Annotated in this window: 19 protein-coding genes; 14 read left to right on the forward strand and 5 right to left on the reverse strand. The window is 48.3% G+C overall.

Annotated features, from left to right (window positions below):
* Window position 1: 1 nt before the first annotated feature.
* Both MMIC_RS01385 and MMIC_RS01390 read right to left on the reverse strand, forming a co-directional pair.
* On the reverse strand, window positions 2-1264 hold the full coding sequence (locus MMIC_RS01385) for an MFS transporter (RefSeq protein WP_072658537.1): 1263 nt from the start codon (window positions 1262-1264) through the stop codon (window positions 2-4).
* A gap of 53 nt (window positions 1265-1317) precedes the next feature.
* The gene (locus MMIC_RS01390) at window positions 1318-2391 is read right to left on the reverse strand and encodes a polysaccharide deacetylase family protein (RefSeq protein ID WP_083530380.1); all 1074 of its coding nucleotides are present in this window, start codon (window positions 2389-2391) and stop codon (window positions 1318-1320) included.
* A gap of 81 nt (window positions 2392-2472) precedes the next feature.
* On the opposite strand from MMIC_RS01390, the gene dtd reads away from it, so the two are divergent.
* The 3 genes from dtd (at window position 2473) to MMIC_RS01405 (ending at window position 5234) form a co-directional block, all read left to right on the forward strand.
* Window positions 2473-2910: a D-aminoacyl-tRNA deacylase gene (dtd, locus tag MMIC_RS01395; RefSeq protein WP_072658538.1), complete on the forward strand. Its 438-nt coding sequence runs from the start codon at window positions 2473-2475 to the stop codon at window positions 2908-2910.
* Between the two features lie 116 nt (window positions 2911-3026).
* A complete protein-coding gene (locus MMIC_RS01400; RefSeq protein ID WP_072658539.1) occupies window positions 3027-3767 on the forward strand; it encodes an SPOR domain-containing protein in 741 nt (246 codons plus the stop codon).
* 12 nt (window positions 3768-3779) lie between these two features.
* Window positions 3780-5234 carry an SLC13 family permease gene (locus tag MMIC_RS01405; RefSeq protein WP_072658540.1) on the forward strand — a complete coding sequence of 485 codons (1455 nt, stop codon included), beginning with the start codon at window positions 3780-3782 and terminating at the stop codon, window positions 5232-5234.
* Window positions 5235-5252: 18 nt separating this feature from the next.
* Here MMIC_RS01405 and MMIC_RS01410 read toward each other — a convergent pair whose 3' ends face one another.
* The 3 genes from MMIC_RS01410 to MMIC_RS01420 all read right to left on the reverse strand — a co-directional run bounded on the left by MMIC_RS01410 (window position 5253) and on the right by MMIC_RS01420 (window position 7565).
* Entirely contained in the window at window positions 5253-5564 is a 312-nt protein-coding gene (locus MMIC_RS01410) for a hypothetical protein (RefSeq protein ID WP_072658541.1), read from the reverse strand.
* A 250-nt stretch (window positions 5565-5814) separates the two neighbouring features.
* Window positions 5815-6696 (reverse strand): MBL fold metallo-hydrolase, encoded by an 882-nt coding sequence (locus MMIC_RS01415; RefSeq protein ID WP_072658542.1) that lies wholly within the window; start codon window positions 6694-6696, stop codon window positions 5815-5817.
* Complete coding sequence (locus tag MMIC_RS01420) at window positions 6696-7565, reverse strand: HDOD domain-containing protein (RefSeq protein ID WP_072658543.1); 870 nt, start codon at window positions 7563-7565, stop codon at window positions 6696-6698. Before MMIC_RS01420 ends, MMIC_RS01415 begins: the two co-directional genes overlap by 1 nt.
* 205 nt (window positions 7566-7770) lie before the next feature.
* On the opposite strand from MMIC_RS01420, the gene hemL reads away from it, so the two are divergent.
* The 11 genes from hemL (at window position 7771) to MMIC_RS01480 (ending at window position 16611) form a co-directional block, all read left to right on the forward strand.
* A complete protein-coding gene (gene hemL / locus MMIC_RS01425; RefSeq protein WP_072658703.1) occupies window positions 7771-9063 on the forward strand; it encodes a glutamate-1-semialdehyde 2,1-aminomutase in 1293 nt (430 codons plus the stop codon).
* Window positions 9060-9416: a phosphoribosyl-AMP cyclohydrolase gene (gene hisI, locus MMIC_RS01430; protein ID WP_072658544.1), complete on the forward strand. Its 357-nt coding sequence runs from the start codon at window positions 9060-9062 to the stop codon at window positions 9414-9416. The genes hemL and hisI overlap by 4 nt, the downstream gene beginning before the upstream one ends.
* Window positions 9413-9724: a phosphoribosyl-ATP diphosphatase gene (locus tag MMIC_RS01435; protein ID WP_072658545.1), complete on the forward strand. Its 312-nt coding sequence runs from the start codon at window positions 9413-9415 to the stop codon at window positions 9722-9724. The genes hisI and MMIC_RS01435 overlap by 4 nt, the downstream gene beginning before the upstream one ends.
* A 49-nt stretch (window positions 9725-9773) precedes the next feature.
* A complete protein-coding gene (locus tag MMIC_RS01440; RefSeq protein ID WP_072658546.1) occupies window positions 9774-10538 on the forward strand; it encodes an abortive infection family protein in 765 nt (254 codons plus the stop codon).
* Window positions 10539-10581: 43 nt separating this feature from the next.
* Entirely contained in the window at window positions 10582-10926 is a 345-nt protein-coding gene (locus MMIC_RS01445; protein WP_072658547.1) for a 5-carboxymethyl-2-hydroxymuconate Delta-isomerase, read from the forward strand.
* Between the two features lie 36 nt (window positions 10927-10962).
* The gene (locus MMIC_RS01450) at window positions 10963-12564 is read left to right on the forward strand and encodes a cation:proton antiporter domain-containing protein (RefSeq protein ID WP_072658548.1); all 1602 of its coding nucleotides are present in this window, start codon (window positions 10963-10965) and stop codon (window positions 12562-12564) included.
* A gap of 305 nt (window positions 12565-12869) precedes the next feature.
* A complete protein-coding gene (locus MMIC_RS01460; protein WP_072658550.1) occupies window positions 12870-14249 on the forward strand; it encodes an L-serine ammonia-lyase in 1380 nt (459 codons plus the stop codon).
* An 88-nt stretch (window positions 14250-14337) separates the two neighbouring features.
* Entirely contained in the window at window positions 14338-14625 is a 288-nt protein-coding gene (locus MMIC_RS01465; protein WP_072658551.1) for a DUF3817 domain-containing protein, read from the forward strand.
* A gap of 38 nt (window positions 14626-14663) precedes the next feature.
* Window positions 14664-15299, forward strand: coding sequence for a LysE family translocator (locus tag MMIC_RS01470; RefSeq protein ID WP_072658552.1), 636 nt, complete (start codon window positions 14664-14666; stop codon window positions 15297-15299).
* 157 nt (window positions 15300-15456) lie between these two features.
* Entirely contained in the window at window positions 15457-16110 is a 654-nt protein-coding gene (locus tag MMIC_RS01475) for a class I SAM-dependent methyltransferase (protein ID WP_072658704.1), read from the forward strand.
* Between the two features lie 48 nt (window positions 16111-16158).
* Window positions 16159-16611, forward strand: a complete 453-nt coding sequence (locus tag MMIC_RS01480) for a hypothetical protein (RefSeq protein ID WP_143144837.1) — start codon at window positions 16159-16161, stop codon at window positions 16609-16611.
* Window positions 16612-16788: the final 177 nt, after the last annotated feature.

Raw genomic sequence — 16788 nt, forward strand, 5'->3', positions numbered from 1 at the left:
ATTACACCTCCGGTTTCTGACCCTTTTCATCTACATAGTAGAGTACGATAGCACCGGCTGCAAACAGGACAACAATCACCAGAATCGAGAAACGGGCACTGCCCGACAAGACACTTGCCACCCCCATCAACAGCGGCCCGAACACCGTAGCAAACTTGCCCAGCATATTGAAAAAGCCAAAAAATTCCGCAGCCTGACCTTTGGGAATCAAGCGAGCATACATCGAACGAGACAGTGCCTGTATACCACCCATCACCAGCCCGATAGCCGCGGCCAGCCAGTAAAAGTCATTCTCATTCTGCATGGTCGAACTCCAGATGCAGGCCAGCGCATAAATACAGATACTGACAATAATTACCCGCTTGGCGCCAAACTTGCCGCCCAACCAACCTGCAGCAAGCGCAGCTGGAAACGCAATAAATTGAGTCATCAGAAGCGCGGCAATCAGTACATCGGAGTTAAATTCAAGTGACAGCCCATAATCAACAGCCATATGCGCCACTGTGTTTACACCATCGATATAGAGGAAGTAGGCAATCAGAAATAACCAAACCTGCCTGAGCGATCGAAGATGATGAAGGGTATCACCAAGCTGGTGAAAACCTGCTTTTGCTGATGCCAGCAAACCCTTGCGTCCTGTTTCTCCAGCCTCCTGAACAAATAACGCTACCGGAATCGTAAACAGAGCCCACCAGATGGCCACAGTCAGGAATGACCAGCGTACCGCTTCTACCTTGTCGGCAAGCAAGAACCAGTCTGGATGCAGGGTCATCACGACATTAACGGCAAACAGGATTCCGCCACCGATATAACCAAGCGCATAACCCAGTGCAGATACCCGATCCAGTTCATGTTGCTCTGCGACATCAACAATCAGAGCATCGTAAAAGACATTGGCACCGGAAAATGCGATGGCACCGAAGAGATAGACCAGCACTGCCATAAGCCACTGCCCCTCATTAACCAGAAACAGGGCTGCAGTCATCACCACGGCAAGTGATGTGAAAGAGAGCATCATCTGCTTCTTCAAGCCACCCTGGTCGGCCATTGCGCCTAAAACAGGGGCTACCAGCGCAATCACCAGACCTGCAACAGCGTTGGCCACGCCAAGCCAGAAAGTGGACTCATTGGCAGTCAGATCATTTGCCCAGTACTGTTTAAAAAACACAGGAAAAAAGCCAGCCATCACAGTCGTGGTATAGGCCGAATTTGCCCAATCATAGAGCGCCCACGCATAGATCGTTTTACGGTTAGTGTCAGCCATCAGTGTAATTTAAATGCTGTGCGGAAATTTAGCGAGTCAATTCGATGAGCACTTCACTCCTTTGGCCAACTTCCATCGCTATAGGGCAGCATCCATAGATGACTGTACCAGTAATAAGAATGATGATTATCCTTTGCCTGCACGGTACAGGTATATTTGCTGCGACCGGCAGCAAGTGGCTGGTCAGCTTGAATTTCAAATATGTCTTTTTCCCGGTCCAGCCAGTTTATATGCATCGGTTTTCCAGCCAGATAGCAATTCAGGGCATGTTTATCAAAATCACCATTACCGAGTTGCAGAGCCAGGACAGGCCTCCTTTGATCTGCAGGCAGAACATTTTCATCACCAGTCAGGACTGTTAGCGGTAGCGGCCTGCTGTTCACACGTTGTTGAAACAGCTCTTTGACGGCATAAGTTCCCATCACAGGAAAACGCGGTAAGGCCTGCGGGTCTGATAAATAACCTACAGCACCGGACTGCTGGGCAAAAGCTGTATAACCCATGTCTTGCAGTAGTTTTTTCAGTGCCGGGTCGAACTCACCATAGGGGTAGGCAAACAATCTGGGAGCCGCTCCAGTTTCAGTCTCGATGCGTTGCTGTGCTTTACTGATATCCGCTTTCACTCTCTCTCGCCAGGCAGAATCGCTCTCTCCGAATAAATGCCGAACCAGATGATCGTGCCTCATTGTATGATTAACAATAGCCCCGCCTGCACGTTTAACCTGGCGCAATTCATCCCAGTTCATATATGCGCCAAACCTGTGATCTATTGCCTGCGGATTCACAAATACAGCAAACGGCCAGTTCCGTTTTTTCAATAATGGCACGGCATGTTCCAAAACGGAGCGATAACCATCATCAAATGTAATAGCAATACTCTTCTCAGGCAGAGGCTGCCTGTTTGCCAGCTTCCTGGTTAGCTCATCCAGAGGCAGAATATGAAAACCATGCTTATGCAGATAATTCAGATGCTCGGCAAATCGGTCCGGCGTCACACTGGTAATAGCAGGCGTATCTTCACCCACATGGTGGTAAAGCAGGACTACAGCATGTTCAGCAGCCTGAAGCGGCTTCAGCCAGAACAGACAGATCAGGAATAAAACGGGAATTAGCAGCTTAAATCTCATATCATCTCCTGAACCTCATTATAGCACCCTGCGCTGCGGCAATGTGTTGATAGTTGCAGTGGGTGCTGACAAGGAGATTTCATGCGTGCCATTATACAACGAGTCAGCAGCGCTATGCTTGTGACCCCCGCCACGAATCCGAAAAAAATCGGCAAGGGCATTGTGGCTCTGATCGGCATTGAAAAAGGCGACAACGAGACTTCGATCAAACGTATGTCTGAAAGATTGCTTGGTTATCGCATCTTCCCCGATAGCGATGGGCGCATGAATCTGAGTATTTCCGATATCAACGGTGAACTGTTACTGGTACCCAATTTCACTGTTGCCGCCGACACAAAAAAAGGAAGCCGTGCTGGTTTTTCAACTGCTGCAGCCCCTGATGAAAGCAAGCGGCTGTTCTCCATGTTTATTGATACTGTTTCTGAAGCTCCGCTTCGTACAATGAGTGGCATCTTTGCTGCAGATATGCAGATCACCCTGACCAATGACGGCCCTGTCACATTCATTCTGGAGAGCTGATTCCGGATAGATAACAGCATCATACTATACCGCCAAATCATTGCCATTGGACAACAATCAAGAAGCGTGAAACACTCACTGCTATAATGAATCACGCAGACTGAAGGAATCAAATCATGGCCAGCGACAATTTCATAAAGCAGGATGCTGATGAAGGTTTTATACCTCAAGCCTATGATGAATATGGCACAGACGGTCTCCCTGAAAATGGTCAAACACTGAAGCATGACGATGCCAACCTTCTCGGTGATCTGCTCAATGAGTTAAGTGAACCCGAGCTGCCAGCCCCGCCCTTCACAGAAGAGAAAAGTAGTGGCTTCATGCTTCCTGTTATTATTCTGTTTCTACTGGCTGCCGGAGTTCTCTATACACTTTTAGCACCATCTCACACAAACAGCCCACCTGCTGCAACCGGGCTTGCCACAATCAATCATCAACTCAGTTCATCAATGGATAAACCGGTCGAGCAGAAAAACCGGCCTGCACCTCAGCATGTCGCTGTGCCTGAAAAAATATCATCTGCAGACATACCAGAGGCAAAAGCCAGAGCAAATAAAGAGCAAGCACCTTCCACAGCTACAGTGGTAAGTAAAACACAGAAACCTGATAACGACAGCCACGGCCCTCCATGGGCATTGAATGTGGTATCGCTAACGAACAAACAATATGCAGATGAACATTTATCCGAATTGAATGCAGCCGGTTTTGCGGCTGAGTTGATAGAAATCACCATTAACGGCAACACGTGGTACCGTATCCGTATCCCCGGCTTTGCCAGCGTTCGTGACGCCAATAAAACTGCTGCTGAAATTGCACAAAAGACGCCGTACAAAGATAGCTGGGCTGGCGGCTATTAAAGTGCTATCGATATGATCAGCAACAAAAATATGGCCCGTATGCTGGGGCCATTCACGGCAATACTCTGTCTGTTTCTGGTCGATATTCCAGAGCACCCTGCAGCGCCTGCCATGCTTGCTGTTGCTTTGTGGATGGCAATTTGGTGGATCACTGAATGTGTACCGCTGGCCCTGACCGCACTGATTCCACTGATCTTTTTCCCGCTCATGGGCATAGCCAGCGGTAAAGAGATTGCACCGCGATATTTTAACAGCATTATCTTCCTGTTTATCGGTGGCTTCCTTATTGCCCAGGCCATGGAAAATACCGGTTTGCATAAACGCATTGCCCTGAACATGCTGGCCCGCCTGCACGCAAGCCCGCTTCAGCTTGCCATCGGCTTCTCAGTGGCTACGGCATTTCTTTCCATGTGGATCTCCAACACAGCCACGACCATGTTAATGGTAACCATTGCCCTGCCGCTACTGCAGCGTTTAATGGAAGAACACAAAGCGGAAAATATCGCGCCGATGGCAACCAGTTTTCTGCTTATTATTGCCTATTCAGCCAATATCGGTGGCATGGGTACACCGGTCGGTACAGCACCGAATCTGGTCTTTCTGGAAAACTTGCGGGTTTCAGCCCCAGACATGGCTCCTTCATTTCTGGAATGGATGATGGTTGGCATCCCCATGGTCGTAATTGGTCTGCTTGTACTTTTTGCAGTACTGGGCCCCGGATTGGCAAGATTACCATGGCAGGTATCCGACGGCTCTGCACTCAAAGAGTCGTTAAAAGAGCTTGGCCCGGTACGCTTTGATGAAAAAGCAGTGGGCTGGATACTTACCCTGACGGCCATCTTATGGATGAGTCGTAAAGGCATAAGCACGGATAGCTTTACTATTCCCGGCTGGGCAAGCCTGTTGCCATATAAAGGTGTGGATGACGGTACAGTAGCAATATTTATGGCAAGTCTGTTATTCCTCTTCCGTAGTGAAAACAGTGGCACCATCCTCAACAGTGAATCATTTCGAAGATTACCCTGGGACATTGTTATTCTGCTCGGTGGAGGTTTTGCTCTGGCATCAGGCATGCAGGGCTCAGGGCTTTCAGCATGGATTGGCAGCCAACTCGAATTCCTCAGGGAGGTTCCACTTCCGCTCATGATGCTGGGCATCGCACTGGTGATTATTTTTCTGACTGAAATCACCAGTAACACTGCAACGACTCAGGTCATGCTGCCCATTCTAGCAGCAGCAAGCCTTGCCAGTGGACTCGATATCACTTCGACACTGCTGGTGGCAACTCTATCTGCCTCGTGCGCATTTATGCTACCGGTTGCAACACCACCCAATGCTATTGTGTTCGGCTCTGGACACGTACCGATGCAGTCCATGGTCAAGGCGGGAATCAGATTGAATTTGATAATGATTTTTGTTGTAACAGCCGTGGTTTACCTGATGCGCCCCCTACTACCGGCCATCTAGGTCTGTTTCATAACAGGATTATTTACTGTTGATCCAACCGCGAATTTCCAACTGGGCAGGGATAGCGACCTGAGCCAACACGACATCGATATCAAAGTTCTTATTGCGATCCCAAATTTCGGCAATGGCATCCCCGCAAGCTGTTAATAAACGGGCATCTTCATGGTCGTTACAGGCGCATTCAATTAGTGATTTCAGTGCTTTGTCAGAATCGTGATGACCAAGATAAGTGGCGGCCGAATCACGTAGCTGCAGTGACTCGTTTTTATTGAGAAGTGTCTCCAATAAAAACAGTGTGCGCTCCTCATCATTCGCAAATTCTTCCACCATACCATCTCCCTGTATTAACGCACTAAACATGCGCAGAACAGAGTGCAATGCCAAGTACAATTTTCATGCCATGCGTAAAAACAGTTAGCCGTTCATACGTCGATGATTAGCTGAAAAAAGAAGGCTTTGCCATTGGAATCAATGCTGTTTCACCGATACAAGCATTGTCAGAGATGGTACGCCCAACGAAAGGATAAAAAAATATCAGCCTTCATCTAACAACAATAAGAAACTCTTATTCATTGCCGGACTACCACTCGATGGTCAAACCCTCACGGGCCAGATCAATTTCAGGAACATTGTATTTTCGTTTTTGCATCGAGGCTTTAAATGCTGCCTCCAGCGCATCGTCGCTACGCGTAGGTTCATGATGGGTAAGCAACACATGCCCTGCTTTCGCCTGCTCTGCCAGAGCCATGCAAGAGTTAAAGGTTCCATGCCCCCACCCCTTCTTGGCCGGGTATTCCTCTTCGGTGTAAGATGAATCGGTAATTAACAGGTCAATGTTGCGAATCTGCTCGATAATATAATCATTCTTCTGATCTGCCAGTGACTGATACATTTCAAATTCATCATCTTCCGGGTCATAAATATTATATAATGGCTCATGATCACCGGTGAAAAACATCGATTTCCCATTGCTATCAATCCGGTAGCCGAAATTCACTACCGGATGGTTCATCATGACAGGGGTTACAGTCGTTTCGCCAATGTTCACGGTCTCACCTTCTCGAAGCGTGATGTAATTGATCGTAGCGTTGAGTTCTGACTCCCGAATGGGAAAAAAGCGATACTGTAACTGGGCTGATAAAATCTCTTCAATACTATTCTGCCCGATCGGATCATATGCACCATAGATCGTGACATGATTACCGGGAATAAATAGCGGAATAAAAAATGGTAAACCCTGAATATGATCCCAGTGTGAATGCGTATTAAATATATGGGCGCGCACCGGACCATCGGCAAGCAGCGTCTGTGACAGAGGGAAAATACCTGTCCCTGCATCAAGTATAATCAACTCTCCATCATCAGTACGGATCTCAATACAGGTGGTGTTTCCGCCATACCTGACAGTTGTCGGCCCCGGTGAAGCAATTGAGCCCCGCACACCCCAGAAACGTACTTTCATTATGCTCTCACCATATTCAACAGACTGCTCACTTCATCTTCCAGGCTTTCCAGGTTACTGATCACATCTGAAACCTCACAGTTCAATCTGTTTCTTACCGGCGGACTGAAATCGCCGGCAAACGGATCTCCGTTATCACCCAGCTTCATGGTTTTGACCACGACATTGGCTGCAGCCACAGCCAGAGTCAGGTCAGATGAATCATCGCTACAGTGAACATGGCCACGGATACAATCCACAAGTTCTTCGGGTAACTGCCAGCTTTCTGCCAACATCGCCCCTGCTTCTGCACTGGTCAGCCCCAGGAATTCAATCTCCACCTCAGGTAAAGCCAGTTGTTTCTCTCTGGCATGCTGGATGACTCTGGCATAGGTCGCCGGTTCAAACTGTACCAGTACCGCTTTACCAAAATCATGTAGCAAGCCTCCTACAAAGAAATCTGAGGCATCCCTGATTTTGAGCACTTCTTTCGCCAGATACTGAGCCACTGACGCAGTGGCCAGAGAATGGGTCAAAAAAGCTGACATGCGCAATTCAGGGATACTCTGTCGCGGCAGGGTATCCACAGTTGCGATACTCACAGCTAGATTCTTCACCGTATTCATGCCCAGATAAACCAATGCGTGCTGAACAGATGCAACATGACGTGACAATGCGAAAAATGCTGAATTTACCAACTTGAGAATTTTCATCGTCATGACCGGGTCACGTTCAATGACGCGAACCAGATCTTTGGGACTGCAATTAATATCAGCCGACATCGTCATCACCTGATGCACACTTTCCGGAAATGCAGGCATTGTCTCGACCATCGCAGCCAAACGTTTTTTCAGATCATTGCTGTCGGGATTCTTATGTACTGCAGTCATAAGAAATAATGTCAGCAAGAACAGTGCCGTCTATTGCTAATGGGTCTTATAAAACAGATGAGGCTTGGCAAGTACGATGATTGCGCTATTCTCATGCAGAAGCGCCACCCGTAAGAGAATCCGTCAATAGTTGTTCCGTTGACATTAAGGCGCCTGATTCCTAACGTCGCGACACTTTTTTATGCAAGGATATAGCATGTCAGAAATTACCCAGTCCCAGAATGATTTTGAAAAAGCCAAAAAACTGATCCCCGGTGGTGTAAATTCACCTGTTCGGGCATTTAAATCGGTAGGCGGCACACCACGTTTTTTTGCAAAAGCCTCCGGTGCCTATGTTTGGGATGTCGACAACAACCAGTATATTGATTATGTCGGTTCATGGGGTCCGATGATTCTAGGCCACACCCACCCTGATGTGGTGAAAGGCGTTCAGGAAACTGCTGCTCTCGGCATGAGCTTCGGCGCACCATGCGAACTGGAAATTGATCTGGCTCAGCTCGTGATCGATATGGTGCCATCCATTGATGTAGTCCGCTTTGTAAATTCCGGTTCGGAAGCCACCATGAGTGCGCTGCGTCTGGCACGCGGTTTTACCGGTCGAGACAAGTTCATCAAATTTGATGGCGGCTATCATGGTCATGCAGATGGTTTCCTCGTCAAAGCCGGATCCGGTGCCGCTACATTCGGTGAACCCGATTCCGCCGGCGTGCCAGCTGATTACGCAAAATTGACGCTTACTGCCCCGTTTAACGACATCGAAGCAATCAAAACCCTGTTTGCTGAAAATAAAGGTGAAATCGCCTGCATCATCGTTGAACCTGTACCCGGCAATACAGGTGTGATGGATCTGATGTCGGGTGGTTTCCTTCAGGCACTGCGTGACATTTGTGATGCCGAAGGTGCTCTGCTCGTGTTTGATGAAGTGATGTGTGGCTTCCGTGTTGGGGCCGGTGGCGCGCAGGAGCGTTTTGGAATCAAACCTGATCTGACCTGTCTGGGTAAAATCATCGGTGGTGGTCTGCCTGTCGGTGCCTACGGCGGTCGTGAAGAGATTATGCGCAAGATTTCACCCGATGGTCCTGTCTATCAGGCTGGCACCCTGTCCGGCAATCCGCTGGCCATGCGTGCTGGCCTTGAGACATTGAGCCGCCTGCGTGCAGACGGTTTCTATGAAGAACTGGAGCGCAAAACTACACGTCTGGTCGAAGGACTGCTTGAGGGCTGCAAAGCTGCCGGTGTGCCTGCTGTCGCCAATCAGGTAGGTGCCATGTTTACGGTCTTCTTCACAGAACTGGATGCAGTCACCTGCTGCTCTGATGTGAGCAATCATTGTGATCTGGCTTTTTTCGGTAAGTTTTTCAATGCTATGCTGGATGAAGGTGTGTATCTGGCCCCTTCCCAGTACGAAGCAGCATTTATGTCTGCCGCCCATACAGATGAAGATGTGGAAAACACCATCGCTGCTGCCGGGCGTGCGCTCGCGAAACTGACTGCATGAGTCTATTAGACGCCATCACCTTCAACGATGCCGGACTGGTTCCTGCTATCGCACAGGATGCAGCCACTGGTCGTGTACTGATGATGGCATGGATGAATCAGGAAGCTTTTGAGCATACCTTGTCTACAGGCTTCGCCCACTACTATTCCCGCTCACGCCAGAAGCAGTGGAAAAAAGGCGAATCATCCGGCCATGTGCAGAAAGTGATAGAGATGTACCTGGACTGTGACGGCGATACGCTACTGCTGAAAATCGAGCAGACCGGACCAGCTTGCCACACCAACCGTGAGTCCTGCTTTTATAAACAGCACATGGATGGAGAATGGACCACCATTGAGGAGCCAATGACATGAGTGATGTACTTAAAGAACTGGCGGCGGTGCTGGAAGCGAGAAAATCCGAGTCGGCCGATTCATCCTATGTGGCTTCCCTGTATGCCAAACCGGACAAGATGCTCGAAAAAATCGGTGAGGAAGCGGTGGAAACCATCATCGCCGCCAAGAATGGCGACCGCGACCAGATCATCTACGAAACCGCTGATCTCTGGTTCCACTCCATGGTGATGTTAGCCCAGAAAGACCTCTCGCCTGACGATGTTCTCAATGAGCTGGCTCGCCGTTTCGGTGTTTCCGGCCACGAAGAAAAAGCTTCGCGCAAGTAGGCTACGGCTATTTTCAAATGGGTTTAGCAAGGCATAATCTCGGAACCCAATGAATAATTTAGAGTATTTGAAAAGTGACTATGAAAGAGCTGATTTCTTAACGAACACCCTGATAGGCCATGCCACTCAAGATGGCTGTGGTGGAACGGAACAAGACTATATTCAATTACGAAAATACTTTTTAGATAATCCTGTAACAAAGGGTTTATTACCAAATTGTATAAGAACAAATAGAAATACCGGACAGTTCTGGCAGTTCATAAAGCATAAATTTGGAACATATGCAGAGAGAAGAGCGTTCATTTGGGATGAAATGAATCCATTGCTCGATTTCTGTGAATCAAACCAGATTTTCCCTGCTGAAAAAACTATTAGTGAAGTTCTTGGGAAGTTTGATCAGGCAGGAATTCATCATGCTTGGCAAAAAGCGCTGGAACGAAAGCCCTCTGACCCAGAGGGAGCTATTACTATATCAAGAACAATCCTTGAGAGTGTATGCAAGCACATACTTGATGAAACAGGTATTGAGTACGATTCAAATAAAATAGAACTGCCCGATCTGTACAAGAAAACAGCACGTGAACTAAATCTATCGCCTTCCCAACATACTGAGGATATTTTCAAACAAATATTGGGAGGTTGCTCCGGCATTGTTAATGGTCTGGGCTCTTTAAGAAATAAGCTTGGTGATGCACATGGAAAAGGTAAAGGAAACATTAAACCTGCGCCAAGACACGCTGAATTAGCAGTAAATTTATCTGGCACTATGGCCTTATTCCTTTTAGAAACATTTAATGCAAGAAAAGAGAAATAAGGAAATCGTATACTTTATAAGAACCTGAATTGGGGAAGAATAAATGCCACATATTATTGTTGAATACCCGGAAGCGAACGTTGATGACCAGTCAGTGGACGCTGTTTTGCAGACGATTCATAGGTCCATTGCAGACAGTGGCCTGTTCAAGGCCAATCAGATTAAAGCACGCGCCTACCCTTTCAAACACTTCACCAATGCAGGCGGAAGCGATCCCTATATCCATATTCAGGCGCGCATCAAATCGGGCCGGGATGATGACAACAAAAAGCAGCTTTCCGAGGTGGTTCTCGCAGGACTTGCCCCGCTGAACCTTCAGGTCTCAGTCGTGACGGTCGAAATCATCGATATGGATCGGGACACTTATGGTAAGTTTGTTCCAGCCTAAAGCTTGCAGCTGAAACCAAAGAGCCCAAGGTAGATTATGGAACCGCAACTTCTCTCCATTCATTACAGTGACCCGCTCTGGATAGCTACCGCTTTCCTGTGCGGACTGGTGATCAGCCGTGTAGGTCTGCCGCCGATGGTTGGCTTCCTGGCAGCAGGATTTCTGCTCAATGCTCTGGGGGTGGAGGGTGGTGATTTCCTCAATATCATGGCTGATCTCGGCATCACCCTGCTTCTCTTCTCTATTGGCCTCAAACTCAAGATAAAGTCATTAATCAAGCCCGAGGTATGGGGTGTTGCAAGCCTGCATATGGGCATCACCACGCTTCTGGTCGCCACGATTATCGTGCTGCTCTCCTATACCGCCTTGCCGCTTATTTCCGGTGTCGATTTGGCAACAGCCCTGCTCATCGGTTTTGCCGTCACTTTCTCCAGTACCGTATTTGCGGTTAAAATACTCGATGAAATGGGGGCAGCAAACGCCAGGCACGGGCAGATTGCGATTGGCCTGTTGGTGGTACAGGACATTGCAGCAGTGGTGTTTATTGCTGCCTCAATGGGCAAGTTACCTACGCCATGGGCACTGGCACTGGTTGGGCTGATCCCACTGCGATTCCTGATCTACAGGATACTCGACAGAGTCGGACATGGTGAGCTGCTTATTCTGTTCGGAATTGCACTGGCGCTGGTCGGCGCGGATATCTTTGAACTGGTCGGCATCAAGGCCGATGTCGGAGCACTGGTATTCGGCATGCTGCTTGCCAATCACGCCAAGGCTGGTGAGCTGTCGGAGGCCCTGCTGGGCCTCAAGGAGCTGTTTCTGGTCGGCTTCTTCCTCAGTGTAGGCATGACCAGCCTGCCGGGCTGGAACGAAGTGCTCATTGCGTTGTTGTTCATTCTGATCCTGCCACTGAAAACAGCGACCTATTTCGGACTGTTCAATCTGTTCCGCCTCAGATCCAGCACCTCATTGCGCATTTCACTCAATCTCGCAAACTATAGTGAGTTCGGCCTGATTGTCGGCGCGATTGCTGTCTCATCGGGATGGCTACCTAAAGAGTGGCTGGCTGTTTTTGCTGTCATGATGTCAATCTCATTCATTGTTTCAGCACCGTTGGTGAATGTCCGGGATAAGCTGTATCAGGTGTGGCGTCCCTCCCTTAAACGCTTCGAACGCTCTGAGCGCCTTGCCGGTGAAGAGAACCTGAACCTGACGCATATCAAGGTGGTGGTGTTCGGCATGGGGCGGATGGGTACTGCTGCCTACAATGTATTAACTCCTAATTACGCCGCCAGTCTGATCGGCGTAGAGATTGAGCAGGATAAGGCACTTAAACAGGCCACAGAGGGGAGAAATGTCGTCAGGGGTGATGCGACCAATCCCGATTTCTGGGCCCGCGCACCCGGATTGCTCGATGATCTGGAGTGGGTATTGCTTACTTTACCGTCCCATAAAGCCAATATGGATGCTGCATTGCGACTTAAAGAGATGGGATATCAGGGTAGTATCGCTGCCACGACAACATTCAGGGATGAAGAAGATGCCTTGAAGGCTGTGGGTGTCGACCATACCTTTAATATCTATACAGAAGCCGGTCTGGGATTCGCAAAGGAGCTACAGACTTTCGTGGGTAAATAAACAAAATTCACGCAGCATCCGTCGTGAGCAAGATCAATCGAATCTTACCCGGTTGCGGTTCAAGGCTGCACTTATCCGGAACAATTCCGATACCATACCAACAGAACCACTACGTTTAATCTGTCGCTTTGACAGGTTAGCCTGCAGATACAAAAGATAAGAAAACGGATTCAGAGGATGAAACATGCGAAACCCTGACAACTGCATAAATCTCTGCTCATGCCTCACCGGATGCACAGCAATCAGCCGCCCCCGGTAGATCATCAGATGATACGGCATGTTCACGGAACCGGTAAAAGCGCCTGATGTTTATCAGCGTACTGGACCTGTTCAAGGTCGGCATAGGTCCATCGAGTTCACATACGCTCGGCCCGATGGTTGCAGCCCGGGACTTCATAACACGGATAAAAGGCCTGAATATATCGCAAGCGGATTTAAACGCGGCATCAATCCGCTGCACGCTGAAAGGTTCCCTGGCTTATACCGGCAAGGGCCACGCCACAGATCATGCAGTGACTCTGGGATTGCATGGCTATCTGCCCCCCGATCTCGCTGGAGTAGACGTTGCGAATCTGATTCAACGGATTTGGAACATGCATTGCGTTCCAATAGACAAGCTTTCCACTGTCTCTTTTGATCCGGATAAGCATATTATTTTTGATAAAGGCGAACCCCTGCCCGAGCATCCTAATGGGCTGATCTTTGAGCTGATCGGTCAGCATCACAGACAGATTTATGCTGAAACCTATTTTTCAATCGGTGGTGGTTTTATATCCACGCGGGCAGACATCAATCAACTGCAGGCGCCACTCAAAATGGAGGCCTACACATCGTGCCATTACCCGTTTGATTCAGCTGAATCCATGCTGCAGATGGCAAACGAAAGTGGCCTTTCCATCTCACAAATGAAGCGCATGAACGAACTGGAACACAGGCATGAAAAAGCTCTTCTGGAGGGTATGGAACAGATCTGGCATGCCATGAAAAGCTGTATTGAGAAAGGACTGCGGGCCGAGGGCAGCCTGCCCGGCAAGCTGGGCATAATGCGACGGGCGAAAGCGCTTTATGAAGATTTAACACGGCAACCGGAACATGCAAATATTCATGATTGGCTGTGTGCCTATGCCATGGCCGTGAACGAAGAAAATGCAGCCGGTCATATGGTCGTGACCGCACCAACCAATGGCGCTGCCGGTGTGATCCCTGCTGTGCTCTATTATGTTGTTAAACATGAACATGGCAGGCTCGATCAGGTTCAGGAGTTTCTGCTCACTGCCAGTGCAATTGGCGGATTAATCAAGCACAGAAGCTCAATTTCCGGTGCCGAAGTGGGTTGTCAGGGTGAAGTGGGTTCTGCAGCAGCTATGGCCGCAGCAGGTTTATGTGCTGTTCGCGGAGGCACTCCCGAACAGGTGGAACATGCCGCAGAAATCGCGCTTGAACACCATCTGGGCATGACCTGTGACCCGGTACATGGACTGGTACAGGTGCCTTGTATTGAACGCAATGGTTTTGGTGCCATTAAAGCATTTACCGCCGCTTCTCTGGCGCTTCGGGGCAGCGGTGAACATTTTATGCCTCTGGACAGTTGCATCGAGGCCATGCGTCAAACCGGACTGGAGATGTCCCATAAATACAAGGAAACATCGTTAGGCGGACTCGCTGTCAGTATCACTGAGTGCTGATGTCGCTGCATGTGCCGCTGATCAGTTTTTCCTCCTGCGCGGCAGAGGTCGTTAGACAATTCCAGTGCGGGCATTACAGTTCTGTGCCATGTTACAAACATTCAGAATTCTGAGTTTCATCGAAGGGCTATCATTCATCGGCCTGCTCTTTATCGCCATGCCGGCAAAATATTTCTTCGACAACGATCTCGTGGCCATTGCAGGGCCATTTCATGGTGTTCTCTGGATGGCCTATCTGCCAATGTTGGAGATTGTTAGCCGTCAGCAAGAGTGGTCTAAATCCATCTGGAACTTTGCCTTTATTACATCTGTACTCCCCTTTGGTTTTTTCTTTCTCGAGAAAAGGTTTAGAAACAACAGCATTACATGCCAATAGAGAATACTTCCCTCTCTGGCGATAAACAAACACAGTAAATGATTGATTTTCTGATCATCGGTTGCACATTGGGTTTAACTGCTGGCTTTGCTCCCGGACCACTGCTGACCCTGGTGATCTCTGAAACCCTCCAACATGATGTTAAGTCAGGTATTAGAGTTGCGCTGGCACCTGTCATATCAGACCTGCCAATCATCATTCTGACTCTGTTTATTTCAGCACAGTTATCCGACTTTAAAAATCTGTTAGGTCTAATTTCCATCTCAGGTGGTATCTTTGTTTTATTAATGAGCTACGAGAGTGTTCGCGCAAAAGATGTGCCTCAAACGATTCAAAAAACACCACCGAAATCATTGCTTAAAGGCATACTGGTCAATGCACTAAGCCCTTATCCCTATCTGTTCTGGTTTACAGTGGGAGCTTCAATCATGAGCAAGGCGATGGAGCAAAATATAGACTCAGCGGTAGCATTTATAGCCAGCTTTTACACTCTGCTGGTTGGATCCAAAGTCGTATTGGCGATGCTGGTTGGCAAGTCCAAATCATTTTTGAACGGGACCATTTATATCTACATCATGCGCCTGCTTGCTCTGATACTGACTGCACTAGCATTCGCTCTTTTTTTTGACGGCCTCATGTTGCTGGGAATCATAAATCTTCAACACTTCAATTGAATGCTCTTTAAATAGCAAACTGATGGATAAACTCGCAACGCATTAGTCTAAAACAGTGTTTATCTGTACAATGGCCGTCCCACGTAGTGAATCAGTTGAGTCACGCATGCTGCGCATGGTTGAAACAATCGTCGAAACTATCGACCAGGCAGGTATCATGTCTTCTCTACGCGTACGCTATCAAACCATTGAATTCGGTGATGTGGATATCCACCTGCGCACCCTGCGCGACAACCAGGAATTTTCTGATGATGAAGGCAAAGCTGAAGCGCTTGGCATTTCATCTGCAACATGGCCGCTATTCGGCATTGTCTGGCCTTCGGGTGAAGTGCTTGCGCATTTAATGGCTGACTTTGATATCAAAGGTAAACGTGTTCTTGAAGTGGGCTGCGGCATTGCCCTTTCCAGCCATGTGCTGAACCAACGTGATGCCGACATCACAGCCACGGATTACCACCCGGAAGCAGGGGCTTTCCTGCAAGAGAATTCAGAGCTTAACAAAGCTTCCGATATTCCATTCGTACGCACAGGGTGGGCAGATGAAGTTACAGACTTGGGGCAATTCGACCTGATCATTGGATCGGATATCTTATATGAGCAGGAGCATGCCGAACAGCTGTCCGAGTTTATTAACCAGCATGCCAAACAGCATTGTGAAGTCATCATTGTCGACCCCGGCCGAGGCAAACATGCACATTTTAGTAAGTTGATGTTGAAGCGTGGCTTCTCGCATCATCAGAGCAGACCGGAAAACATCGAATATCTGGACAAACCGATGCCCCGTGGTCAGGTATTACGTTACCGGCGTTAGTTGTAAAACTGTGTTCTTTTTCACAAGTACACGGCAATCTTCTGCCTCATGAAGAATACGCTGACATACTCTATCTCTTTCTCATTCAAGGGGATTGTTCACAAACCACAATGCGTTCTCGATCTGGATCATTTTATGATCCGTGGAGAGATATCTATCCCCCTCTTGTATGAACACCTTGCCAGATCCAATAATATAGATGCCTATTCGTATGAACACGATGTTTTGATGATGAGTGACATCGAATTCGAATCGGCTGAAGGCCTGGCAACAGAATTCCTGCATGATGGTCAATTCGACTGTGATGGGTTTGAAAGCCGCTGGCGCACTGAAAGCCTGCATTGCGCTATTCAGGAAATCGCTTCCAGATGCATGGGAATTGAAGATATGACTACGCTTTCCGGTCTGAAAGAGGCACTGCTTGAGGCCATCGAATTAGGCAAAAAAGAGCAGAGACATGTATTAAGTGCGGTCAATAAACCTGCCGATAAATTATTTTGAATCAGGATAGCAAGTCATTAATACAACACAGATAGCATCCGCCTTGTACCGAACAATGCGGAGCAGATTGAGCGGTGTGTGCGCTCAGATGATGGTTAGTCTGGCCAAATTCGTGAAAGAAGCCGACAGATTGATTATCAGGCGACCATTGTTAGCATTTCAGTGAATACTCTCAAA

Origin of the sequence: Mariprofundus micogutta (genome assembly GCF_001895085.1) — a bacterium.
Classification (GTDB): domain Bacteria; phylum Pseudomonadota; class Zetaproteobacteria; order Mariprofundales; family Mariprofundaceae; genus Mariprofundus; species Mariprofundus micogutta.